General features: G+C 72.3%; 14 protein-coding genes and 1 tRNA gene. 10 read left to right on the top strand and 5 right to left on the bottom strand.

Annotated features, from left to right (window positions below):
- The first annotated feature begins 66 nt into the window (after positions 1-66).
- The 8 genes from C1N81_RS23115 to C1N81_RS23080 all read left to right on the top strand — a co-directional run bounded on the left by C1N81_RS23115 (position 67) and on the right by C1N81_RS23080 (position 14,809).
- Positions 67-894, top strand: a complete 828-nt coding sequence (locus C1N81_RS23115; RefSeq protein WP_394432046.1) for a hypothetical protein — start codon at positions 67-69, stop codon at positions 892-894.
- On the top strand, positions 887-3,163 hold the full coding sequence (locus tag C1N81_RS23110; RefSeq protein WP_394432045.1) for a hypothetical protein: 2,277 nt from the start codon (positions 887-889) through the stop codon (positions 3,161-3,163). Before C1N81_RS23115 ends, C1N81_RS23110 begins: the two co-directional genes overlap by 8 nt.
- The gene (locus C1N81_RS23105; RefSeq protein WP_394432043.1) at positions 3,160-4,230 is read left to right on the top strand and encodes an SPFH domain-containing protein; all 1,071 of its coding nucleotides are present in this window, start codon (positions 3,160-3,162) and stop codon (positions 4,228-4,230) included. The genes C1N81_RS23110 and C1N81_RS23105 overlap by 4 nt, the downstream gene beginning before the upstream one ends.
- Positions 4,223-5,497, top strand: coding sequence for a DUF4407 domain-containing protein (locus C1N81_RS23100; protein ID WP_394432041.1), 1,275 nt, complete (start codon positions 4,223-4,225; stop codon positions 5,495-5,497). The genes C1N81_RS23105 and C1N81_RS23100 overlap by 8 nt, the downstream gene beginning before the upstream one ends.
- A gap of 85 nt (positions 5,498-5,582) precedes the next feature.
- Positions 5,583-6,122, top strand: coding sequence for a Pycsar system effector family protein (locus C1N81_RS23095; protein WP_394432039.1), 540 nt, complete (start codon positions 5,583-5,585; stop codon positions 6,120-6,122).
- Positions 6,123-6,506: 384 nt separating this feature from the next.
- Entirely contained in the window at positions 6,507-8,561 is a 2,055-nt protein-coding gene (locus C1N81_RS23090; RefSeq protein WP_394432037.1) for a flotillin family protein, read from the top strand.
- 96 nt (positions 8,562-8,657) lie between these two features.
- Positions 8,658-13,658 carry a DNA repair ATPase gene (locus C1N81_RS23085; protein WP_394432035.1) on the top strand — a complete coding sequence of 1,667 codons (5,001 nt, stop codon included), beginning with the start codon at positions 8,658-8,660 and terminating at the stop codon, positions 13,656-13,658.
- 86 nt (positions 13,659-13,744) lie between these two features.
- Positions 13,745-14,809: a PucR family transcriptional regulator gene (locus C1N81_RS23080; RefSeq protein WP_394432032.1), complete on the top strand. Its 1,065-nt coding sequence runs from the start codon at positions 13,745-13,747 to the stop codon at positions 14,807-14,809.
- 188 nt (positions 14,810-14,997) lie between these two features.
- Here the strand turns inward: C1N81_RS23080 and C1N81_RS23075 are convergent, their stop codons facing one another.
- From C1N81_RS23075 to C1N81_RS23065, 3 genes are all read right to left on the bottom strand, one after another.
- Entirely contained in the window at positions 14,998-19,002 is a 4,005-nt protein-coding gene (locus C1N81_RS23075; protein WP_394432030.1) for an nSTAND1 domain-containing NTPase, read from the bottom strand.
- A 435-nt stretch (positions 19,003-19,437) separates the two neighbouring features.
- Positions 19,438-19,992 carry a hypothetical protein gene (locus C1N81_RS23070; RefSeq protein WP_394432028.1) on the bottom strand — a complete coding sequence of 185 codons (555 nt, stop codon included), beginning with the start codon at positions 19,990-19,992 and terminating at the stop codon, positions 19,438-19,440.
- A gap of 32 nt (positions 19,993-20,024) precedes the next feature.
- Positions 20,025-20,474 (bottom strand): DoxX family membrane protein, encoded by a 450-nt coding sequence (locus C1N81_RS23065; protein ID WP_394432026.1) that lies wholly within the window; start codon positions 20,472-20,474, stop codon positions 20,025-20,027.
- A gap of 179 nt (positions 20,475-20,653) precedes the next feature.
- Between C1N81_RS23065 and C1N81_RS23060 the strand changes: the two genes are divergently transcribed.
- Together C1N81_RS23060 and C1N81_RS23055 are read left to right on the top strand one after the other, a co-directional pair.
- A complete protein-coding gene (locus C1N81_RS23060) occupies positions 20,654-21,880 on the top strand; it encodes an amidohydrolase family protein (RefSeq protein WP_394432024.1) in 1,227 nt (408 codons plus the stop codon).
- A gap of 176 nt (positions 21,881-22,056) precedes the next feature.
- Positions 22,057-23,010: an FkbM family methyltransferase gene (locus tag C1N81_RS23055; protein ID WP_394432022.1), complete on the top strand. Its 954-nt coding sequence runs from the start codon at positions 22,057-22,059 to the stop codon at positions 23,008-23,010.
- Positions 23,011-23,045: 35 nt separating this feature from the next.
- On the opposite strand, the gene C1N81_RS23050 is transcribed toward C1N81_RS23055, so the two are convergent.
- Positions 23,046-23,807, bottom strand: coding sequence for a glycosyltransferase family 2 protein (locus C1N81_RS23050; protein WP_394432020.1), 762 nt, complete (start codon positions 23,805-23,807; stop codon positions 23,046-23,048).
- A 136-nt stretch (positions 23,808-23,943) separates the two neighbouring features.
- Positions 23,944-24,017: transfer RNA gene (locus C1N81_RS23045), tRNA-Pro, on the bottom strand.
- Positions 24,018-24,036 lie beyond the last annotated feature (19 nt).

Here is a 24,036-nt window from a genome sequence, read left to right as displayed (position 1 = left end):
TAACCTCTCGGGCAGCACTTCGTGGGCAGTGACTGCCCACCGCCTGCCCAGAGAGGAAAAGATCGGGTGGCTGCGAGGCCTTACTTCCAACCCTGCACCTGCATAGCCGTCGACGCGCAGGCCTACGGGGGCAACAACGACCGTCGGCAGTCCGAGATCCAGCACGATCTGCCGCGCATCCTCGACCAGGCCGCCTGGGGAGCGGGCCTGGACCGTGCGACCTGGCAGATCCAGCGCAAGGGCGACGAGCAGCTGGCGATCCGGCCCGTCGACGGCGAGGAGCCGCGACTGGTCGACGACTACGTCCGCCACCTCGTCGCCGAACTGCGCCACTACAACGCGCAGCGGCTCCCTTCGGCCCGTATGCGCCTGCGCGCCGTCATCCACCAGGGACTCGTGCAGGTGGCCGACAACGGCTTCGCCGGAGCGGCCGTGGTGGCCACGGCCCGTCTCCTGAACGCGCGAGCGCTCTACGAGGCACTGGCCGCGCACCCCGGCACCGACCTGGCGCTGCTGCTGTCCGACGACGTCTTCCGCTCCACGGTGTGGGGCGGCCACACGACCCTGTCGCCCGACGACTTCGACCGCGTCACCGTCGAGGTGAAGGAGTACGCGGCGACGGCCTGGCTGTGGGTTCCCACACCGGTTCCCACGCCGGGCGCACGAACCACTGCCGCACAGGAGCCGGGGGCCGCGGGTACGGGGGAGCCCGCGGCCCCCGCGACGGGGGAGCCCGCGGCGGACCGGAGCGATCCGGCCGCCGCGGGCGGGGCCGGGCCCCGGGCGGGCTTCGGCCGGCAGGAGTACCGGGCCGACCGCATCAGCGTGACCAACTTCGCCGAGTCCGTGGACGCCAGGGGCGCGAACTTCGGATTCGGGAGCGCCGGTGAGTGACGAACCGGACGGGGCCGGTCTCGCGGCGGTACCGCCCGTGCCCCCGCCCGACGAGGACGGTCCCCCGGCCGGTCCCGAGGACGCCGACGGCGGCCGGGGCGAGCCGGACGACGGCGGCCGGGGCCCGGCCGCCGCACCGGACGGGCCGCCGGCCGGACGCAAGGAGCGGGACGAGCGTGCGGAGGACGGCCGCGGCTACGACGAGCTGCGCAAGGTCCAGCAACTGGTCAGCAACAACTTCTACGGCATGGTCGACGCCTCCGGAGCCGCGTTCGGCTTCGGGGGCGCCCGCTCCGCGGGTCTCTCGCCCGGCACCATCGAGCCCGAGGACGCCGACCGGTCCCTGCGGTTCTACGAGCGCGTGCGGCCCTGCTTCGACGAGGCACTGACCAGCCTGCGCGAGCACGCCCTGGTGGTGCTGGTGGGCGAGGACCACTGCGGTCGCCGCGCCGGTTCCCTCGCCCTGCTCAGGGAGGTGCTCGGACCCGCCGCCCGGCTGCGCAGCCTGTCGCCCGGCAACGCCCTGGCGGACCTGGCCGCGTCGCGCGATCTCCAGCGCGGGCAGGGCTACGTCATCCTCGACTACGTCGGCGAGCTGCGCGTCGAGGCCGTGCAGGCCTACGAGATCAGCCGGCTCAGCGCGGAGCTGCGCCGCCACGGGTCCTACCTGGTGATCACGGCGGGCGAGGCGACCCGTCGGCGGCTGGCGCTGCGGGACCACTGCGTGCCGTGGCAGGCACCGGATCCCCTGGAGCTGTTCGAGCGGTGCCGGAGCGAGCTGCCGTACCGGGCCCTGGAACCGGACACCGAGGAGGAGTTGCTGAAGCGGGTCGCCGAACAGCGGCGGCCGAAGGACATCGTCGACGCCGCCACGATCCTCGCCCACGAGGGCGCGGAAGAGGCGCTGAACAGCCTGCGCGACCGCCACCAGGACCTCGTCCAGCAGTTCTTCGTCCGCAAACCGCACGCGGACGACCTCATCCCGCTCGCCGCCCTGGCCTTCCTCGAAGGCATTCCGCAGCGCACCTTCGAGAAGGAGTGCGCCTCGCTCACCGCCCATGTGCGCGCGTGGGAGCAGAGCGGGGAGGCACCGGCGGCGGAGCGGGCCGGCGAGGCGGCGGGCGGGGGCGGCGCGGTCGCGCAGCAGTCCCGCGCACGCTGGAAGGAGCGGGCCACAGGGCTCGTGAGCACCGAGCACCGGATCGAGTCGGCCGACGGCGTCGGGCGCCGTGAGCGCCGTCTGGTGTTCACGTCGCCGCGCGTCCGCGAACTCGTCATCAAGGAGCTGCACGACCTCTACGGCTACGAACTCTGGTACCCGCTGCGCCAATGGCTCAGCGAGCTGACGGTCCAGGGCGACCTGGCGACCCGCACGGAGGTGGCCCGCGGCGTCGCCGTCCTCGCCCGGCACGCCCTCGCCGACGTCGACGAGAACATGCTGCACGTCTGGTCCGAGGGCGTCGCGAACCAGCGGGTGACCGCCGCGCTGACGCTCCAGTTCATGTGCGAGACCGAGGATCTCGCGCCGCACGCCCGGAACATCGCCGTCGGCTGGACGGACTGCAGCGGTCAGGGCCGCGCCGTGACGGCGGCCATGGCGTTCACGGGCCGTCTCGGCTCGCTCTACCGCCTGGAGGCGCTCAACTGGCTCTCGTTCCTGACGATGCGCGGGGAACGCGTCGCCCTCGCGGCGCACCGTTCGCTGGTCCTGCTGTTCCAGACCGCCGAACAGGACGCGGAGCGGGCGCTGTTCCTCCTCCGCTACCTGCGGACCGCGCTCGCCAGGAGCGCCCCGAGGTCGCCGGAGCGGTCCATCGCGCTGCGCACCACCGTGCACCTGCTGGAGGCGGACAGCCTCTACGCCGTCGAACCCGTCGCCGCGGCGCTCCTGCGCGGCGTCCCGGACAGCGCCCGCCACCTCGGTTCCCTGTGGGCGGACGCCCTGCACAGCGGCAACCGGGGCCGGGCCATGCGCGCACTGTGCCGGACGCTGGTCCAGCTGCGGCACGAACCGGCCGTCACGGGGGCCGTCCACGCACTCGGCGAGTCCATGCGGAGCGCCATGAGCGGACAGCAGTGGACCGCGCTGCGCCGTCACCTGTCCATCGCCCTGCGCCACCCCGACTTCGCGATCCCCGGCGCCGAGGAACTGGCACAGGTGCTCCTCGGATCGCTGCGCGGCCATGCCCCGGCGGGCCCGCGGCGCGGCGCCCGCCCCCCGATATCCACCCCTCACGTCACTTCCGCCCAAGGAGGACGAAGCAAGTGAACTACCCGGTCATCGCCGAGCACATCCTGACCACGGTCCAGGGAGCCTGGTGGTCTCGGCGCCGCCAGCGCGACGATGTGCCTCCCCTGCCGCCCGGTGCGGTCCACGTCTTCAGGGTGGGCGGCAACTACCGCACCTTCCCCGAGGGCATGGTGTTCGACCCGTCCCACCCGGACGTGCTCGACGCGTCCTCCGTCAGCCTGGTGGACACCCGGGCACGCCTCGTCGAGGTGGAGCGCACGCTCCCCTCGGTGAGCGAGGCGGACCGGTTCACCGTGCGGGCCTCCTTCACCTGCCAGGTGACCGACCCCGTTGTCATCGCCCGGAAGGGCGTCATCGACGTCGCCGTTCCGCTGCGCGCCTACCTCATGGGCGACGCCGACCTCCCGAGGGTCAGCGCCGGGCACCGCGTGGAGGAGGTCAACGCCGTGCGTACGGAGGTCAGCCACCGCATCACCGCGTACAGCGCGATCGTGCCGCCCCGGGTCGCGGGCATGAACGTGGAGTTCGTCAGCGCCGAGGTGCACGCCTCCGACGACCTGCGGGACTGGGAGCAGAAGCTGCGCGACGAGCGGCGCTCCTGGGAACTCCAGCGCGGACAGCGGGACTTCGAGACACAGGACGCGTTGCGCATCGCGGAGCTGCTCGCGCAGGGCTCCGACCACGTGGACGCCTTCGGCATCGCCAGGAACGAGATCGACGTCACCGAGGCCGCCGCCCGCATTCACCGCAACACGGCGCAGGACGTGGCCCGCCGCGACACGATCGAGGCGTCGAACCGGGCCCACGCCCAGGCGCGCGAGACGGCGGAGGCGCAGATGCGCCGCGACATGCTGCTGACGCTGCTTCGGCAGATGGGCGGCAGCGAGTACGTCGACTACCACCAGGTGCTCGAACAGGTCCTGCGGGAGACGGGCGGGCCGTCCGCCTCGGCCGCCGTCACCGGGGCCGGCACCGCGCACATGGTCGAGCCGGGCCCGGCGTCCCGGGCCGCCGGACCGGTCCGTGACGGTGCGAGCGACCCGCACAACGGGTTCGTCAAGGATGAGGACGATCTCGTTGACTGACTTCGACGCGGGCCGCGCCCTGCGCACCCTGACCGGTGTCGACGAGGAGCTCCTGAACCGGGTCCGGTTCGAGCGGAGCAAGTACACGGCCCTCGGCGGCGTGGTGCTCGGCACCGCCGTGATAGCCGCGTTCTCCATGTGGAACTTCGCGACCGAGGCGCTGGGCGGGGTCTCGGCCGTGGCGCTCCTGCCCACGGTCATCTGGCTGCTCTTCGTGCTCAACCTCGACCGCTGGCTGGTGACCCCGCAGCCCAACGCGCGACGACGGGCCGCGCCTCTCCTCATGCGTCTGCTCGTCGCCGTGCTGCTCGGAGCGGTGATCGCCGAACCGCTGGTGCTGCGCATCTTCCAGACGGCCATCGAGGAGCGCGTCGCCGACGAACGCACGGACAGGATCGACCAGTTGCGCACCAACCTCGTGCGCTGCAACCCGGTGCCCACCACGACGCGCACCGTCACCCCGGAGGGCTGCGACAAGACGTACGTACTGTCCTTCGGAACGTCGCCCGGGGAGCGCGCCGGGGAGCTGAGCGCGCTGCGCACGGACGCGGCCGCACTGCAGACGCGGGTGGACCGGGACACGAACCGCCTGGAGACCCTCGACAACCAGGTACGGGACGAGTGCCGCCGGCTGATCCGGATGGCGGCCACCGGCCTGTACCAGCGGACGTCGGAATGCCTGCGCCTGCGCGAGAAGGCACAGGACTACCGGACGACCCACCGCACCGAGGAGAACGAGAGCCGCCTCGCCACCATGAACGGCCGGATCTCGGAGATCGAGAGCCGGCAGACCGCCTCGCGCGGCGACTTCCTGAAGGCACGGGCCGACGGGGTGGAGCAGCGCCTCGCGGTGGAGCGCGCCAAACAGAAGGAGATCGGGGTCCTGGAACGGATGCGGGCCCTCGAACAGCTCGCCACCGGCAACCCCGTGCTGTTCGTCGGCATCTGGCTGGTCCGCCTGCTCTTCATCGTCCTCGACATCCTTCCCGTCCTGGTCAAGTACATGAGCGGCGAGTCCGCCTACGACCAGATGCTGTCCAGCGCCAGCAACAGCGGGGTGCGGGTGCACGAGGCCGAGGTCCGGCTCGCGGAGCACCGGGCCATGGCGGACATCGAGATCGCCCAGGACGCCATCGAGCACGAGGTACGTCGCCACCGGGCCGAGTCCGAGGCAGCCCTGCGGGAACACACGGCGGCCATGAACATCCGGACCCGGCAGGCGGTGAACGCGCTGGAGGACGAGATCCGCCGCTCGTCGGCGGTCTGACCCGGCACCCGGACCGACACGGAGCACGAACGGCCGCCCCGCACGCCGGGGCGGCCGTTCGCACCGACGCACAGGAAGGGGAAGCGTGACCACACCGCGAGGCGGGGACGGCACGGTCCCGGACATCGACGTCACGACCGACACCGGCGCGGAACTCGCCAGGGTCCTGCTGGCCGAGGCGCGGGAAGAGGTCGTGCGGGCCGACAACAAGGCCGCGCTCATGCTGGCGTTCCTGGCCGGGGCGGCGACCGCGGTGCTGGCCGCCATCGGCAGCGGGGACATCGCCGTGCGCCGGTACGGCACGGTTCCGCTGCTCCTCCTGTGCGCGGGCGGCGCCGCCTGCGCGACGGCGCTCGTCCTGCTGGGGCTGGCCGTGCTTCCACGGCTCGGCCGTCCCCACGACCGCCGGAGCCACTACTTCGGCGACACGAGGCTCGCGGTGTCGATCGCGCACCTGGAATGGCGGCTGCACCACACCGACCTCGCGCTTCGCACCCTGAGCCAGCTCGCTGCCGTGTCCCGGATCGCCTGGACCAAATATCGCTGTATACGGCACGCGCTGGCCTGGGGCGGAGCCTCTTTCGCGCTCGCGCTGACCGGTGTGGTGGCGGGAGCGGTGAGATGACGGGCGTGTCGGCGCCCGGCATCAAGAACGCGTAAAGATTGCCGGGTCTCGGCAATGCGCGACACCGCTGTCCTGCGCCAGGATGGCCGTGGCAGAAACGGGGGGCCAGCCCCGGTGCCGGAGCCCGGAAACGGGGTCGGTGCCGGGGTGGAGCCGAGCCGACGGCACGGTGAAGGGGGGCGGGGACATGGGGAAGCGCCTCGCCGGTCCCGCCGGAACCCCGTATGCGGCCGTGTGCCCTCAGGGCCGGCCGGCCCCTGACGAACGTTAGGCCTGCGCGGCAGTAGACCCGCGGGCAGTCGGGTTCGCCCTTCCTCCCCCTTTTTTTCTTCCTCCTTCATTGGCTCGGGGTCTCGATCACCCCTGGAACCAGAGGACTTCACCATGGATGCCACCACTGTGGGCATCGGCGTGTCCGTCGCCGCTGTCCTGCTCGTCGCCGTCGTGCTGTTGCTGATCTTTACGCGTCTGTTCCGCAAGGTGGAGCAGGGCAAGGCGCTCATCGTCTCCAAGATGCGCAAGGTGGACGTCACCTTCACCGGACAGGTCGTGCTGCCCGTGCTGCACAAGGCCGAGGTGATGGACATCTCGGTGAAGGCCATCGAGATCACGCGGGCCGGCAAGGACGGCCTGATCTGCAAGGACAACATCCGGGCCGACATCCGGATCTCGTTCTTCGTGAAGGTCAACAAGACCGTCGACGACGTCATCAAGGTCGCCCAGGCCGTCGGCACGGCGCGGGCCAGTGACAAGACGACGCTGCAGGAGCTGTTCCACGCGAAGTTCTCCGAGGCGCTGAAGACCGTCGGCAAGCAGATGGACTTCACCGACCTCTACACCAAGCGCGAGGAGCTGCGGTACCGGATCATCGAGGTCATCGGCGTCGACCTCAGCGGGTACCACCTCGAAGACGCGGCGATCGACTACCTGGAGCAGACGCCGCTCAGCCAGCTCGACCCGCACAACGTCCTCGACGCCCAGGGCATCCGCAAGATCACCGAGCTGACCGCCATCGAGCACGTGCGTACCAACGAGTTCCAGCGCACGGAGGAGAAGGAGATCACCCGGCAGAACGTCGACGCCCGCGAGACCATCCTCGAACTGGAGCGCCGCCAGGCCGACGCCGAGATCAAGCAGAAGCGGGAGATCGACACCGTACGGGCCCGTGAGGAGGCCGAGACGGCGCGGGTGGTCGAGGAGGAGCGGCTGCGTTCGCAGGGCGCCTTCCTCGCGACCGAGGAGAAGCTCGGGGTGCAGCGGGAGAACCAGGCCCGCGAGGTCGCCGTCGCGCAGAAGAACCGTGAGCGCGTCATCGCCGTCGAGAACGAGCGCATCGAGAAGGACCGCCTCCTGGAGGTCATCGCGCGGGAGCGGGAGACCCGGCTGACGCAGATCGCCGCCGAGAAGGAGGTCGAGGCGGAGCGCCGCGAGATCGCCGAGGTCATCCGCGAGCGCGTCGCCGTGGACCGTACGGTCGCCGAGCAGGAGGAGTCGATCAAGAAGCTCCGGGCGGTCGAGGAGGCCGAGCGCGGGCGGCAGGCCGTCATCATCGCGGCGGAGGCCGAGGCGCAGGAGAAGCTCGTCAAGGACATCAAGGCGGCCGAGGCGGCGGAACAGGCCGCCACGCACCGCGCGGCGGAGCAACTGACGCTCGCCGACGCCCAGTTGAAGGCGGCCGACCTGGAGGCCAAGGCCAAGCTGCGGCTCGCCGAGGGCATCCAGGCCGAGAGCGCGGCGGCCGGACTCGCCGAGGTGCAGGTGCGCGACAAGGAGACCGAGGTCATCGAGAAGGCGGGCCGCGCCGAGGCCGAGGCCACCGAGGCCCGGATGCGCGCCGAGGCGCTCGGCGCCCGCGAGCAGGCGCTCGCCGAGGCCACCGCGATCGAGGCGAAGCTCAAGGCGGAGGCCGAGGGCATCACGCAGAAGGCCGCCGCTATGGCCGCGCTCGACGAGGCGTCGCGCGGGCACGAGGAGTACCGGCTGCGCCTCCAGGCGGAGAAGGAGATCCGGCTCGCCGGGCTCGACGTGCAGCGCCAGGTCGCCGAGGCGCAGGCCACGGTCCTCGCGACCGGCCTGGAGAACGCCGACATCAACATCGTGGGCGGCGAGTCCGCCTTCTTCGACCGGATCGTCTCCTCGATCGCGCTCGGCAAGGGCGTCGACTCCTTCGTCCAGCACTCCGACACCGCGCAGGTCCTCGCGAAGCCGTGGCTGGACGGCTCGGCCGACTTCACCCAGGACCTGACCAAGATCCTCGGTTCGGTCTCCACGGGCGACGTCCAGAACCTCACGGTCTCCGCGCTGCTGATGAAGCTGATGAAGGGCGGGGGCGGCGAGCAGGCCGGGCAGCTCCGCGAACTGCTGGACAAGGCAGGCCAGTTGGGCGTCGCCGACCTGCCGCTCGACCAGCTGAAGCTGAACGGTTCCGCGCGGGTCTGACCCCGCGAGCACGGCACCGCACAGACCGGCCGGGGACGCCGTACGGGGGTCGGCGGCCCCGGCCATCACATCGGACAGGAGAAGACGTTGGTGGACATGGAGACCGGTGCGCAGACGGGTACGGCCGCCGGTGCGCCCACCGATACGGTCGCCGGTACGGCCGCCGGTGCGCCCACCGATACGGCCGCCGGTGCGCCCACCGGTGCGGACACCGGCCTGGACGCCGGTACGTACGACGTACTGCGCGCCCGGCTCACCACCCAGGCCCGCCACCTGGCGACCCACGCCGCCCAGCTCAACGAGCGCCGCACCGCCGCCTTCGGCTCCGTCGGCCTGACCCTCACCGGCACCGGCGGGCTGCGCACCGACGAGCCGCGCCTCGCCCGGGACGTCGTGGCCGTCGGCGGTGCCCTGCTGCTCGGCCTGCGGGACGTCCTCGGCACGGGTACGCCCGCGGTCGCCGACGTCTTCACGCTGCACACCCCGGACCAGACCCTGGCGCGGCTGCCCGACGACACGGTGCCGGGCCTCCTCGACGACCCGGCGTTCGTCGCCGAGTTCACCGCGCTCTTCCGCTACTACCGGCAGAGCCGCCTGCTCCGGCTCCGGGTCCTCGACGGCAAGCTCCTGGCCGTCTTCCAGACCGGCGACCGCGCCACGGACCTGCGGGTCCTGCGCTGGGAGCTGGCTCCGGACGGCAGCGGCGCCCGCTTCCTCGACGCGCGCGGCGACCGCGACGACGTGACGCCGCCCGCCCACGACCTCACCTGGCGGGAGTCGACGCGCGCGGACCACGTCCTCGGCCGCCACCCGCACGTCGCGGTCGGCGGGGAGGGCGACGGCCTGCCGATCTACGTGTCCACGGTCGGCGGGGCGCTGACCGTCAAGGCCGACGACGACACCGAGTCCGCCGACGGCATCCACGCGGAACCGGTCGACGAGCCGTTGCAGTCCCTCGCCGACGCCGACATCGCCCACGCGCGCGTGGGCGCGCTCCTCATCGTCCGGGTCCGCCCGTACAAGGAGGACACCTGGCGCCATCTGGTCTTCAACACCCTCACCCGGACCGTCGTCCGGCTCGACGGCATCGGCCAGGGGTGCCGGACGCTCCCCGACGAGCAGGGCGTCGTCTTCGCGGGCGGATACTGCCTGGCCACGGGCGCGCACAAGACGTTCGACGGCCTGGACACCACCCACCTCGCCTACGAGCGGACCGTGCGCTCACCCAACGGTGAGGACGTCCTCTACGTCTTCCGCGCGCGCGTGGAGGGCCGCACGGTCCTGCTCCCGTACAACCTGATCCGCAAGGAGATCACCGCTCCGCTCACCGGCCGCGGCCACGCCCTCTTCGACGACGGCACGCTCGTCCTGCTCCGCGACGAGACGGCGACCGCCGGGAGCGACGAGCCCGCGCGCGTGCACCCGGCCCAGCTCTGGTCCACCCCGTTCACGGCGGACACGTACGCGCTCGAAGGGGGCGTCGCCGACGAGGAGCTGGCCCGTATCGGCAACGCCGACCTCGTCCGCGGCATCTCCGACTGCCTGGCCCTGAGCCGTACGGCCGAGGAGGCGGCGGCGACGCCGACCACGACGGCGTACGAGGCGCTGGCCGCCGCGTGCGAGCGCGCCGGCGACTCGTACCCCTGGCTGGGCGAGGACGTGGGCGCCGCCCTGCGCCACGCGATCGACGTACTCCGGGCGACGGCCGAGCGGATCCTCACCGAGTACGAGACCGTCCGCGCCCTCACCCGGCAGGCCGCCGACGCGCTCGCGGAGGCGGAGGCCCGCGCCACCACCCTCGTCCGCCGCGTCCGCGGGGAAGCGCCCCGCACCGCGACCGAGTGGGTGGAGCGGCTCACCGAACTGCGCCGCGCGCAAGGCCACCTGCTCACCCTCAAGGACCTGCGCTACGCCGACACCGAGCGCGTCGACGTGCTCGCCGAGGACCTTGCCGCGGACATCGCGGCGGCGGGCGGCCGGGCGGTGACGTTCCTGGCCCGCCCGGACTCGTTCGCCGCCCACCACAGCGACCTCGAACGGATCGAGGCGGAGGCCGGACGGATCGGGACCGCCGCCGAGGCCGCCCCGCTCACCGCCCGCGTCGACGAACTCGCCGAGCGGCTCCACACGGTCACCGACGTGCTCGGCGGCCTGGACATCGACGACGCGACCGTCCGCACGAACGTCCTGGAGCGCATCGCCGAGGTCGTCGCCGGCGTCAACCGCGCCCGCGCCACCCTCGACGCCCGCCGCCGCGAACTCTCCGCGCACGAGGGGCGGGCCGAGTTCGCGGCGCAGTTCTCCCTGCTCGGCCAGGCGGTGACGGGCGCCCTCGCGGTGGCCACCACCCCGGACGCCTGCGACGACCAACTGGCCCGCCTCCTCCTCCAGGTGGAGACCCTGGAGGGCCGCTTCGCCGAGTCGGACGACTTCCTCGCCGACCTCGACACCAAGCGCATCGCCGTCCACGAGGCGTTCGCCGCCCGCAAGCAGACCCTCGCCGACGCCCGCGCCCGCCACGCCGAACGCCTCGCCGGCTCCGCGGACCGCATCCTCGACTCGGTGGCCCGCCGCCTGTCCGCGCTCGGCGGCCTCGACGCCATCAGTACGTACCTGGCGTCGGACCCGATGGTGGCGAAGGCCCGCCGCACCGTCGCCGACCTGCGCGACCTCGGCGACCAGGTCCGCGCCGAGGAGCTGGAGACTCGGCTCGACACCGTCCGCCAGGACGCCCTGCGCGCGCTGCGCGACCGCACCGACCTCTACACCGACGGCGGCACCACGATCCGGCTCGGCCGCCACACGTTCCCGGTCAACGCGCAGCCGCACGAGCTGACCCTGGTCCCGTACGGCGACGCGATGGCGTTCGCGCTGACGGGAACGGACTACCGGTCCCCGGTCGACGACGCGGACTTCGCCGCCTTCGCGCCCTACTGGGGCCAGTCCCTGCCCTCCGAGAACGCGGACGTCTACCGCGCCGAACACCTGGCCGCCCGCCTCCTCGCGGACCACGGCCCGGAACACCTGTCGGCGGCCGACGACCTGCCCGCGCTCGTACGGTCGGCGGCCGAGGAGGCGTACGACGAGGGCTACGAACGCGGCGTCCACGACCACGACGCCACCCTCGTCCTCACGGAGCTGCTGCGCCTGCACTCCGGCGCCGGGGTGCTCCGCCACACCCCGGCGGCCCGCGCCGCCGCCCAGCTGTTCTGGGCGCACGCGACGACGCGGGAGGAGCGCGAGCAGTGGACGCGACGGGCGCGGTCCCTCGCGCGCGCCCGGGACACGTTCGGCTCGGCGCCGGGGATCGACGCCTGGTGCGCGGAGGCGGCGGCGCGCATGACGGCCGACGACGCGCAGGCCGCCGCCGAGTACCTCTTCGAGGAGCTGACGACGGGCCCCGAGGGCTTCGCCCGCTCGCCCGGGGTGCGGGTGTTCCTCGACAAGTTCCGCAGAGCGAGCGGGAGTTCGGGGGACTACGAGGCCGATCTCGCGGCCGTGACGGATCTGGCGGCGCGCCGGTCCCTCGCGCAGGCGTGGCTGTCCGCGTACGCGGCGGCGACAGGCGGCTTGGCGGACGAGCACGCGGCGGCAGCCGGCATGGCGGACGAGCACGCGGCGGACCTCGCCGAGGCGGTGGCCGTGGAACTCTGCCCCGACCTGCGCCACTACGACGCCGACGCCCCGCTCACGGCGACGGTGGACGGCCTCCTCGGCACCCACCCCAGGATCGACGGCCGCCGCCTGACCCTGCGCCTGGACGAGTTCCTGGCGCGCACCCGCCGGTTCCGCACGGACGTGGTCCCCGGCTTCCGCGCCTACCAGCGCCTGCGCACCGACCTGGCGACCGCCGAACGCACCCGCCTGCGCGTGGACGACCACCGCCCGCACGTCCTGCCGTCGTTCGTCCGCAGCCGCCTGATCGACGAGGTCTACCTCCCCCTGATCGGCGACAGCCTGCACAGACAGCTCGGCACGGCGGGGGGCCTGCTGATGCTGACGTCGCCGCCCGGCTACGGCAAGACGACGCTGATCGAGTACGTGGCGGACAAGCTCGGCATGATCCTGGTGAAGATCAACGGCCCGGCCCTGGGCCACACGGTCACGTCCCTGGACCCGGCGGAGGCCCCGAACGCGACGGCCCGCCGGGAGGTCGAGAAGATCAACTTCGCTCTGGAGGCCGCCAACAACGTCCTCCTCCACCTGGACGACATCCAGCACACGTCCCCCGAGCTGCTGCAGCAGTTCATCTCCCTGTGCGACGCGCAACGCCGCATGACCGGCGTGTGGAACGGCGAGCCCCGCACGTACGACCTGCGCGGCAAGCGCTTCGCCGTCTGCATGGCGGGCAACCCGTACACGGAGTCGGGCGCCCGCTTCCGCGTCCCCGACATGCTCGCCAACCGGGCCGACGTGTGGAACCTCGGCTCGGTCCTGACCGGCAAAGGGGACGCGTTCGCGCTCAGCTTCGTGGAGAACGCGCTGACGGCCAACGCGCACCTGGCCCCGCTGGCCGGCCGCGACAGGGCGGACGTGGACACGTTCGTCCGCCTGGCCTCGGGCGACCCGACGGCCCGCCCTGACCAGCTGACCCACCCGTACGCGGCGACCGAGGTGGACCGGGTGGTCGCGGTCCTGCGCCACCTCCTGGCGGCGAGGGAGACGGTCCTGGCCGTGAACGCCGCGTACATCGCGTCGGCCGCGCAGAGCGGCGACGCGCGCACGGAACCCCCGTTCCAGCTCCAGGGCTCGTACCGCAACATGAACAAGATCGCGGCACGCATCGACCCGGCGATGAACGAGACGGAACTGGCCGCGCTCATCGACGACCACTACCAGGGCGAGGCGCAGACCCTGGCGACCGGCGCCGAGTCGAACCTCCTGAAGCTGGCGGAGCTGCGCGGCACGCTGACCGGTGCCCAGGCGTCGCGCTGGACGGAGCTGAAGCGCGCGTACGTCCGCGCCCGGACGCTCGGCGGCGCGGACACGGACCCGGCGGTGCGGGCGGTGGCGGCGCTCGGCCTCCTCGCGGACCGGATGGCGGCGATCGAGACGACGCTGAGCCGAGCGGTGCCCACCAGCGAAGACAGGCCCTAGCCGTGGCCCCCCACACAGAGCCGCTCCTGACCCGTGCGCTAGAAATGCGGGGGCGGCGACGATATTGGAGACCGGGGGCGACGACCATGACCGACGAGACCACGGTCGTCGACACCTACCTGTCCGGTTTCGCGCGTCTGGTGGCGGAGGCGTCGTCGACGGGCCGCCGCCTGACCCGCGACGAACTCGACTCCCGCCGCACGCTCGGCCAGGCCGCCGCGGAACGGGGCGTGCGCCTGCGCGGACTGATGACGGCGCACCTGGCGGAGGCCCGCACGAACTGGCCGACGGCGGCGGGTGTGCACGCCGTGGACGTCATGTCGGCGGTGGAACAGGCCCTGGACGCCTTCGTCGAGGGCTACGAGCGCGCCCAGCGCCAGGCGATGCGCCAAGAGGTCACGGCCCGCCGCGAGTTCATCGACGACCTCCTCTACGGCCGCAGCGACCTGGGCCAGCTCGCCCAGCGCGCCGAACGCTTCGGCCTGCGCCTCTCCCACGCCCACGCGGTGGCGGTGGCCCAGGGGGACGCGGCGTACGACGAGGGCGACGAGGTCCCGAGGGCCGTCGAGAGCGCCATGATCTCCCGCTTCGGCGACCGAGAGGTCCTCCTGACCACCAAGGACGGCCGCCTGGTCTGCATAGCCCCCGGCGACCAGCCCGAGATCCTCCCCTTCTTCGCCAAACACGCCCACGTCACGACGGACGGCGGCCAGGTGGCCATCGGCCGCTCCCAGCCCGGCCCCAGCGGCGTCGTCCAGTCCTACGAGGAAGCCCTCAGCACCCTGGAACTGGCCGACCGCCTGAACCTCGCCGACCCGGTCCTCCACGCCGCGGACCTCCTGGTCTACCCGGTCCTCAACCGCGACCGCCAGGCCCTGATCGACCTGGTGGTCAACGTACTGGGCCCGCTGCGAGGCGCCCGGGGCGGCGCGACCCCCCTGCTGCTGACGTTGTCGGCGTACTTCGACGCGGGCTGCGTGGCGGCGGAGGCGGCCCGCCGCCTGTCCCTGAGCGTGCGGGCGTTCACGTACCGCCTGGAACGCATCCACACCTTGACGGGAGCGGACCCGTCGGACCCGGGGGACAGGTACACGCTGCAGACGGCGGTGATCGGGGCGCGCTTGCTGGACTGGCCCGACCAGCCGCTGTAGATCGTCCCGGCGCCCGCCCGCGCGCAGTGGACGTCACTGACGCCGCGCACGAGAAGGCCCGACCGCTGACGACGGGGGATGCATCAGCGATCGGGCCGGGGTCAACGGTACAAGTGCCGGGCGGTGTTGTGGCAGGGGTGACCTGCCGGGATGGCTTGATGTGATCGGTATCACCCGGTCCGGGGGCGTCAGTTGTCGCAAGGGGGGTCGAAGGAGAGGCGGGGGAGGGACTCATCCCATTTCTCCCGGGTCAGGACGCCCCGCGTCGTGGTGCAGATGTGGTGGATCGCCGCCTCGGTGTCCAGGTTCCAGAGCCGGACGGTGTCCGTGCCGCTCGACACGCCGAGCATGTTGCTGTGCGGGCGGAACGACAGGAAGCTGCCCGTCTTGGCGTTGGGGCTCATCGATTGGCCGATGGGTGACGCCTCCGAGGGCCGCGCGACGTCCCAGAGCCGGACCGAGTTGTCGTTGCCGCCACTGGCCAGATGGTGGCCGTCCGGGCTGAAGGTCAGGGAGACGACCGCGTCGGTGTGGCCGGTCAGGGGAGCGCCCAGTGGGGATGTCCTGCGCGGCTTCGTCACGTCCCAGAGGCGGACCGTGCCGTCGTCGCTGCCGCTGGCCAGCGTGTTTCCGTCCGGGCTGTAGGCAATGGTGTTGACGGCCCCCAGGTGGCCGGTGAGCGGGGCGCCGAGCCGGGTGGCGCGGGTCGGGGCCGACACGTTCCAGAGCCGGACGGTGCCGTCCGCGCTGCCGCTGGCGAGGGTGCGCCCGTCGGTGCCGAAGGCGAGGGCGTTGACGTAGCCCTTGTGCCCGGTCAGCGGAGGGCCGAGGGAGCGGGGGCGGGACGGGTCGCCGACGTTCCACAGCTGCACCGTTCGGTCGGTCCTGGCCGTCGCCAGGGTCCGTCCGTCCGGGCTGAACGCGAGCGCCCGGGGCCCCGCGAACCGTGTCCGCAGCTCCATCGGTGGTCCGTGGGGCACGGGACGAGCCGGGTCCGTGACGTTCCACAGCCGCACCGCGTGGGTTCCCGTCAGTACCGCGAGCGTGCGGCCGTCGGGGGAGAAGACCAGGGAGCGCGGGTCGCCGTCGCCGGGGCTGAACGGCCTGCCCATCGGTACGGGCCGGTCGGGGCGCTCCACGTTCCACAGCCGGACCTTGTTGTCGCCGGCCGCCGTGGCGAGCAGCTTCGCGTCGGGGCGGAAGGCCCCGATGCGGCCGATCACGTCGGACGTCGGCACCGACCAGAGCCGGACCTTGTTGTCCCCGCTGCCCGTGGCGAGGGTCTTCCCGTCCGGGCTGAAACCGAGCGCGTACATCTCTCCGCTGCCGCCCGCGAGAGGCTCGCCCACCTGCGAGGGCCGCGACGGATCGCTGACGTTCCACAGACTGGCCGTGCTGTCGGCGCTGCCGACGGCGAGCATGGTCCCGGCGGGGTTGAAGGCCACGGACCAGATGGGCCCGGTGTGCCCGGTGACGGGTGGGCCGAGCGACTTCGCGCGGCGCGGATCGACGACGCTCCAGAGCCGGACGGTGCGGTCCGTGCCGCCGCTGGCGAGGGTGCGGCCGTCGGGCGAGAAGGCCACCGAGTGCACCGTGTCGGTGTGGCCGGTCAGCACCGGGGCGAGCGGTCGCGCGCGGCCGGGATCGTCCGTGTCCCAGAGCCTGATCGTCCCGTCGTCGCCGCCTGCCGCCAGCGTGCGTCCGTCAGGGCTGAAGGCCACGGAGCGTACGGCCGCGGTGTGGCCGGTCAGTGTGGCGAGCGGCCGGGGCCTGCGCGGCTCCTCGACGTTCCACAGACGTACGGTGTGGTCCTCGTCGGCGGAGGCGAGGGTGCGGCCGTCGGGGCTGAAGGCGAGGAGGTAGATGGCACCGCCGTGACCGGCCACGGGGGCGCCCAAGGGCCGGGGGCGGGACGGGTCCCGTACGTCCCACAGGCGGATCGTGCCGTCCTCCGAGGCGCTGGCCAGGGTGGTGCCGTCCGGACTGAAGACCGCGGTGCTCACCCAACTGGTGTGGCCGGTCAGGGGCTTGCCCACGGGCTTGGGCCGCGTCGGGTCCGCGACGTTCCAGAGGCGGACCGTACGGTCGTAACTGGCGGTCGCCAGGAGCTTGCCGTCCGGGCTGAACGAGGTGAGGTAGACGGCACCGGTGTGGCCGAGCAGCGGTGAGGCCAGCGGGGCGTTCACGATGGAGAGCAGCCGGTTCTTCGTGTCCTCGTCGTCCGGCCGCAGCCGGTGGGCCACCAGGTCGAGCTGCGCGGACAGGGACGGGTCGGAGTCCTGGGCCCGGTCGGCCTCGGCGACCACCTGCTGGAACACGGCGTCGTTGCGCTGCTCCCAGGCGATCACCGCGGCCGTGACGGCGAGCAGCGCGAGGACGACCAGCGCCGCGACCGCACCGCGTCCGAGAAGGACCGTGCGCTTGCGCAGCTTGGCCGACGCCGTCAGGAAGTCGGTCGCGACCCGGGTGAGGTAGGTGTCGTTGGCGGACCGCGCCCAGCCCCGGGCATGGTCGAGGCGGGAGCCCCGGTAGAGGAGCGCGGAGTCGCGGTCGGACTCCTCCCAGGCCCGGCCGTCCTCCTCCAGGCGCTGGCGCAGGAGGTGATCGCTCTTGCCCTCGTCGATCCAGCCGCGCAGCCGGGGCCAGGCGTGGAGAAGCGCTTCATGCGTGATCTCGACGGTCTCCGCGTCGAGCGTGAGCAACCGGGCCTGCGCCAGGGACTCCAGGGACTCCTCCGTCTTCGCCGGGTCCGTCGACTCCTCCGTCAACCGGCGCCGGTTGCCACGCCTCCTCGTGGCCTGCGTGTCCTCGCCCAGCTTCACCAGCCTGAGCAGGAGCAGCCGCGCGGCGGTGCGCGCCGCCGGGTCGAGTGCGGACCAAGCGCGCTCGGCGGTCGCCGCCACGGCGCCCTGGATCCCGCCTGCCGCGCGGTAACCGGCCAGGGTCAGCCTCCCCGACTTGCGCCGCTGCCAGGTGGCGAGCATGGCGTGGGAGAGGAGCGGGAGCACCCCGGCGTCGTGCGCCCCACGCGGCCTGTCGGCGCTCACCTCCCGGACGATCAGCTCGGCGAGCCCCGGTTCGAGCTCCAGGCCCACGGCCTTCGCCGGGCCCGTCACCGCCCGGCGCAGGTCGCCCGTGGTCAGCGGCCCGAGGACCATGTGCCGGTGTTGCAGCGCATCGGCCAGTTCGGGGTGGTCGAGGCATTCCTCGTAGAAGTCGGCGCGTATGCCGAGGACGACGCGCGCGGGAGGGCGCTCTCCGCCGGCACCGGGGGAGGCGGCGGCGTGGAGCAGCTGGATGAAGCCGCGCCTGGTCTCCTCGTCGGGGCAGAGGGTGAAGACCTCCTCGAACTGGTCGACGATGATGACCGGCAGGGCCGATTCGCCCGACGACGCCCCTCGCGCCCATGCCGAGACGGCCTCGCGCACCGCGCCCGCCAACTGGGCCGGATCGGTCGAGGGGGCGACCGCGCAGGCGACGTGCGGCGCCAGCTCGGGGATCCGGTCGGCCAGCTCCGCGAGCGGATCGGCTCCGGGTACGAGCTGCAGTACGTGACGGCCGCCCGTCGCCTTCCCGCCGGGCTCGCCGTTCTGCAGCGAGGGCGCCAGACCGGCGTTCAGGAGCGAGGACTTCCCCGCGCCCGACGCGCCCACGAGCATGACCAGGCCACCGTCCGACGACTCCGCCGCGCGCAACAGCTCGATGAGGCGCTCGGTGCTCCGTTCCCGGCCGAAGAACCACTGGGCGTCCTCCTGGCGGTACGGAGCCAGCCCCCGGTACGGGCACACGTTCGGGGTGGCCGACGCCTCGGCCCCACCGGGCCGGGGGTCGTCCGCAACCGACACGGCGCCGGGGCCGACGACCGGGTCGGCCACCGCGCCCTCCCACAGGCGCTGCCAATGGGCCAGGTCGTACAGGCCGGCGGAGACCGGTACGGGCCGTTCGCGCCGCGCCTCGGGGATCAGCACCTGCAACACCGCGGCCAGGGCGGTGAACTGGGCCGGGACGTTCTTGGCGCGCCGCCAGTCGCTGATCCGCTGGGCGGAGACGCGTACGGGGCGCCCTCGTTCGTCGACCCGTTGCAGCCGGGCCACGGCTTCGGAGACGCGCTTGAGGGGCGGGTTGCCGGCTTCTCCGTACAGGAGGGCGAGATGTTCCGCGAAGGCCGTACGCGTCCCCGACTCGGAACCCACGGCCTCCCCCTCCGACCCCTGCCGCACCTGTGCGTCCGGCTTGTATCCGGCCTGTCTCCGGCCCGTCTCCGGCCTGCGTCCGCCCCCCGTATCCGGACCGGAAAACTCACCTTATAGCCCTGACCAGCAGTTATGCAGTCCGGACAAGTAGCGCCCTCTTCACGCGGGCACCACGGATGGCAGGATCGCAAAGCAGTAGCGAACCCAACACGCTGCGTCCGAACAGATCACCTTCCCAGTGTTCGGAGAGGCCATGCACCGGACCGCTCTCGCATGAGGGGCGGATCCGGCAGGTGCTCGTCCCGCGTCGCCGCACGGCAGTCGCGGGCGGCACAGTCCGCGTCGTTCGGTTCCGGTCCGCACGTGGGGAGGGACCGGCACCGAAACGACGTAGCCCTTTCGGCGGCCCTTTCAACAGCCCCTTCGGCGGCCCTCTCACAGGTGCAGCATCGACATCATTTCCGGGCTCCGCACGCCGGTCGCCATGCCAGGCACCTTCTCGCCGGGGACGATCCACCCCGCGCTCTCGGCCGCTGCGACGGCGGCCCTTTCCGCCTCGTCGGCAGCGGCGTTGAGTGCTGCGTCGGCGCCCAGATGCGCGGCTGCCGCCGCTGCCGCCGCGGCCTGAGCTGCCTCGATGGCGGCTTGTGCGGCCCGAGCGGAGGCTCCGACGTCGGAGGCGTCGGCCGTATCGACACCCAGCCCCATCTGCGAAGCCTGCGCGGCGGCCGCCGCCGCGTTCCGGGCGCATCGCGCGTCCGCGGCCGGGTCGGGGCCGCTCTCCGCGAGGACGGCCAACGCCTGGGCCGCCACCCGTCCGGCGTGGGCGGCCTTCCAGACGGCGTTCGCGTCCTCGGCGCCGTGCCGCTCGACGTAGTGGCTGAGGGCCGCCGCCCGTGCGGCAGCGCTCTCGGCGCGAGCGGCATGGATCTTCTTCAGGGCCGCGGTCTCCGCCGTCGGGGCCTCGTCTTCGTGGGCGTCCTGGTCCATGGGTCTCTCCTTACCGCCTGCGCGACAGAGTGCTACCGGAACAGCCCCAACACCGCGTCCAGTGACCAGGTCTGCCACCCCATGCCGAGCAGCGCGACCAGCGCGATCAGGCTCATCATCAGGTTCTGGCCCTGCTCACTGACGTTGTCGATCATCAGCACCAGATAGACCAGGCTGAGCACGAGCCCGCACACCAGGGCGATCGGCGTGAGGAAGCCGACGATCAGCCCGAGCCCGAGCGCCAGCTCCGCGTACGCGACCACGTACGCCATCACGCGCGGCCGGGGCCCGACCACGACGGCGAAGCCCGACTGGACGAAGGACCAGCGGTGCTTGTCGGCGATGCCGGCGGCCCACCGGATGCCGCCGCCGTCGAACCACGTCTTCTTGTCCTTGTGACGCCAGCTCTCCAGCCACCACAGACCGAGGCCGACGCGGAGGACGGCCAGCCACTCGGCGCCGCTGAGCCACATCGTCCGCATGAACGCCTCCACGAGCCAGCGCCAATCCCTGACGGAGCGTCAGTTCAGCGGACCGCGGTCGATCCCGCAAGGGGTACGGCGGCAATGGGCCCTTGTCGTCGCTGATGCCGAGTCCTACGCTCCATCTGATGGTCCGTCAGATAGGAGCCGGGAAACTGGCAGGCAGCAGGGGGTAAGGCGTGACGAGCGGTGAAAACGGCAGCAAGGATCTACCCCGGGTCATCAGCGTGGACGACCACGTGATCGAGCCCGCGCACCTCTTCGAGACGTGGCTCCCGGGCAAGTACCGCGACCGGGGGCCGAAGCCTTTCACTGCGGGGATCGGCGACCTCGCCTACGTAGGGGGGAAGTACAAGTTCACCACCGACCCCGAGGGGCAGACCACGGACTGGTGGGAGTACGAGGGCGAGATCTTCCCGTACAAGCGCATCATCGCGGCCGTCGGGTTCTCGCGGGACGAGATGACGCTCGACGGCATCACGCGTGAGCAGATGCGGCGCGGCTGCTGGGACCCGAAGGCACGCCTGGAGGACATGGATCTCAACCATGTCGAGGCGTCCCTCTGCTTCCCCACCTTCCCGCGCTTCTGCGGCCAGACCTTCGCCGAGGCCAAGGACAAGGAGGTCGGGCTCGCCTGCGTGCGGGCGTACAACGACTGGATGGTCGAGGAGTGGTGCGGCGACAGCGGCGGCCGGCTGATCCCGCTCTGTCTGATCCCCCTGTGGGACATCGATTTGGCCGTGGCGGAGATCCGGCGCAATGCCGCGCGCGGCGTGCGGGCGGTCACGTTCTCGGAGATCCCGACCTACCTCGGGCTCCCGTCGATCCACTCGGGCTACTGGGACCCGTTCTTCGCGGTCTGCGAGGAGACGGGGACCGTCGTGAACATGCACATCGGTTCGTCGTCGCAGATGCCGGCCGCGTCCCCGGACGCGCCGCCCGCGGTCCAGGCCTCGCTGAGCTTCAACAACGCCATGGCGTCGATGATGGACTTCCTCTTCAGCGGCGTACTGGTGAAGTTCCCCCGGCTGAAACTCGCCTACAGCGAGGGGCAGATGGGATGGATCCCGTACGCCCTCGAACGCGCCGACGACGTATGGGAGGAGCACCGCGCCTGGGGCGGCGTGAAGGATCTGATCCCCGAGCCCCCGTCGACGTACTACTACCGGCAGATCTTCTGCTGCTTCTTCCGCGACAAGCACGGGGTCGAGGCCATCGAGACCGTCGGCGTGGACAACGCGACCTTCGAGACCGACTACCCGCACGTCGACTCGACCTGGCCGCACACGAAGCAGGTCGCGGCGGACCACGTCGGCCACCTCCCCGAGGACGTGGCGTACAAGCTCCTGCGGGGCAACGCCATCCGCATGCTGGACCTGCCGTTCGACCGGTCGCCGAGGCCCTGACGGGGAAAGGCGAGCGAGGCGCTGACGGGAAAGGCGAGGCCCTGACGGGAAAGGCGAGGCCCTGACGGGAAAGGCGAGGCCCTGACGGAGAAAGACGAGGCGCTGACAGGGAAGGGAGGCGTGCCGGGGAGCCGGGCGGAAGCTACCGTGACCGGGGCCCCATGGAAGGCGAGTGCATGACGATCACCGTGTCCGACATCGCGACCACCCTCGGCCGGCGCTACGTCCGCCACGCGCCGGGCACGCTGGGCAAGGGCCGCCTCGCGGCCCGGTACCTCAACCTACGCCTGCGGGACATACCGAGGCGGCGGGTGGTCGAGTCCCTCCAGGGGGACCGTTTCGCCCTGGACACGCGGGACTTGATCCAGCGCTACCTCTACCTCTTCGGCGCCTGGGAACCGCACATGACCCGGTGGCTGGAGACCCGCCTGCGCCCCGGCGACGTGTTCGTGGACGTCGGCGCCAACATCGGCGTCTTCTCCGTGCTCGGCTCCCGCCTCGTCGGCAGCGCGGGCCGGGTCGTCTCCATCGAGGCGTCGCCCGCCTTCCACCGCCGCGTCCGGCAGCACGCCCGGCTGAACCACTGCGACAACATCCGCTCCGTCAACACGGCGGTCTCCGACGAGCACAAGAAGCTGACCTTCATCCTGGCCAGCTCGCAGAACATGGGCGCCAACTCGATCGTCCCGTACGACGGGCCCGCCGAGTCCACGTTCGAGATCGAGGCGGTGCCGCTGGCGGAGCTCCTCGCGCCGGACGAGGTGGCCCGGGCCCGCGTCATCAAGATCGATGTGGAGGGCGCGGAGGGAAGCGTCGTCCGCGGTCTGGCACCGCTGCTCGGCGAGTTGCGGCAGGACGTCGAGATCGCCGTGGAGATCACCCCGGAGCGCATGGAGCAGCTCGGCGACCGCGCGGAGGAGCTGCTGGAGACGATGCGCGAACACGACTTCCACGTGTACCGGCTGCCCACCGACTACGCGGCGGCCGGCTACCCGCGCGCGATCCGGCACCCCGTGCCGCCCCGCAGGTGGCGGGGTCCGATCACCGGCGAGACGGAGCTGATCTTCTCGCGCGTCGACGCGGAGGAACTCGTCCCCGGGCCGGGGGCGCGGTCCGGGTCGGGGGCGTAGCCCGGGTCCGGGCCGCGGCCCGGGTCAGCGGCGGTTCAGTCCGGGCTGCCCGGGGAGCGCCACGCGAGGTTCTCCAGGGCCCGCGCCCTGGCCTCCACGACGGCCATCCGCGCGGTCCGCTCGGCCGTGTCCACATGGGCCGCTTGCCCGGTGACCTGCCCTTCCCACTTGCGGTAGAACAGGCCGACCTCGGACGAGAACCAGCCGCGCGCAACGGAGTTGAGGGCCAGGAGCAGCCCCGTGTCCTCCGACGCGGGCAGGGCCATCCAGCCGCCGAGGGCGAGGAGGAGGTCCCGGCGGACGCAGAGGGTCGCGGGGTGGACCTGGGCGCGGTAGTCGTGCGCCGCCCAGTATTCGACGATCTCCCGGCGCTCGACCGGCCCGTCCTCCGGATCTCCGGGGAAGCCCACCGTCGAACCGTCCGGCAGGAGGTCGAGTACGCGCGAGGTGGCCCAGCCGATGCCCGGGTCGGCCTCCAGCGCCGCCAGGTCACGGGCGAGGGCGCCCGGGGCGAGCTGGTCGTCGGCGTCCAGGATCTTGACGTACTCGCCGTCCGCGCGCGCGAGGGCGAGGGTGCGCGCGACGCCGGGGCCCCCGGGCCGGCCCTGCCGGAAGGAGACGCGTGCGTCGTCGGGCACGTGCGGCGCGACCTGGTCGGTGGTCCCGTCCTCCTGGATCAGCCAGCGCCACTCCCAGCCCTCCGGCAGCTCCTGGCCGAGGAGTGATGTGTAGGCGTCGGCCAGGAAGTGCGCCGACGGGGCGTGGACGGCCGTGACGATGACGATGCGCCGGCTCAACGGTTCACCACCTTCCCCTCCTGCCCCTCCTGCCCCGGAACGGGGTTCCTTCCCCAGTATGGGGTTCTTGCCCCCGGAACGGGATCAGGCCCGGCTTCCTCGAAAGGAAACCGGGCCTGACCTGGTGTTTCAGCTGTCGGGGTGGCGGGATTTGAACCCACGACCTCTTCGTCCCGAACGAAGCGCGCTGCCAAGCTGCGCTACACCCCGATGTCGTTGCTCCGCTTCC

Source organism: Streptomyces sp. SGAir0957 (genome assembly GCF_043523415.1).
Note: the sequence above shows the minus strand (reverse complement) of the source record. Positions and strands in the feature narration are given on the sequence as shown.

Coding starts and splice junctions, on each gene's coding strand:
- C1N81_RS23090 (WP_394432037.1), top strand. CDS start 6,507: ATGGATGCCACCACTGTGGGCATCGGCGTGTCCGTCGCCGCTGTCCTG.
- C1N81_RS23085 (WP_394432035.1), top strand. CDS start 8,658: ATGGAGACCGGTGCGCAGACGGGTACGGCCGCCGGTGCGCCCACCGAT.
- C1N81_RS23080 (WP_394432032.1), top strand. CDS start 13,745: ATGACCGACGAGACCACGGTCGTCGACACCTACCTGTCCGGTTTCGCG.
- C1N81_RS23070 (WP_394432028.1), bottom strand. CDS start 19,992: ATGGACCAGGACGCCCACGAAGACGAGGCCCCGACGGCGGAGACCGCG.
- C1N81_RS23065 (WP_394432026.1), bottom strand. CDS start 20,474: ATGCGGACGATGTGGCTCAGCGGCGCCGAGTGGCTGGCCGTCCTCCGC.
- C1N81_RS23055 (WP_394432022.1), top strand. CDS start 22,057: ATGACGATCACCGTGTCCGACATCGCGACCACCCTCGGCCGGCGCTAC.